This window comes from Psychrobacter sp. TB55-MNA-CIBAN-0194 (genome assembly GCF_040309505.1).
GTDB classification, from domain to species: Bacteria; Pseudomonadota; Gammaproteobacteria; order Pseudomonadales; family Moraxellaceae; genus Psychrobacter; species Psychrobacter fozii.
The window spans coordinates 1-283 of record NZ_JBEOOW010000158.1 but is presented as its reverse complement, the minus strand read 5'-3'; the positions used below and the strand labels follow the sequence as shown (position 1 = coordinate 283).

At 45.6% G+C, this 283-nt stretch carries 1 protein-coding gene; it reads right to left on the bottom strand.

What is annotated here, in order from left to right; all coding sequences use genetic code 11:
- Nucleotides 1-283 (bottom strand): aldehyde dehydrogenase family protein (locus tag AAEY75_RS14655; protein ID WP_352259974.1); only part of this gene is annotated, 283 nt, incomplete at both ends.

Here is a 283-nt window from a genome sequence, read left to right as displayed (position 1 = left end):
CTGTGAATGAGAAGAATGGTAATGGCACCGGAATTGGCACGTTAATACCCACTTGGCCTACTTCAATTTCATGTTGATATTTACGTGCAGCTCCGCCTGATGCAGTAAAGATTGAGGTACCGTTACCGTAAGGGCTGTTGTTAACCAGTTCGATAGCATCGTCTAAGTTATCCGCTTCCATACAACACAGTACCGGACCAAAAATCTCTTCTTTGTAAATGCTCATGTCGGTGGTGACATTGGTAAACATGGTTGGGCCAACCCAGTTACCCGACTCGTAACC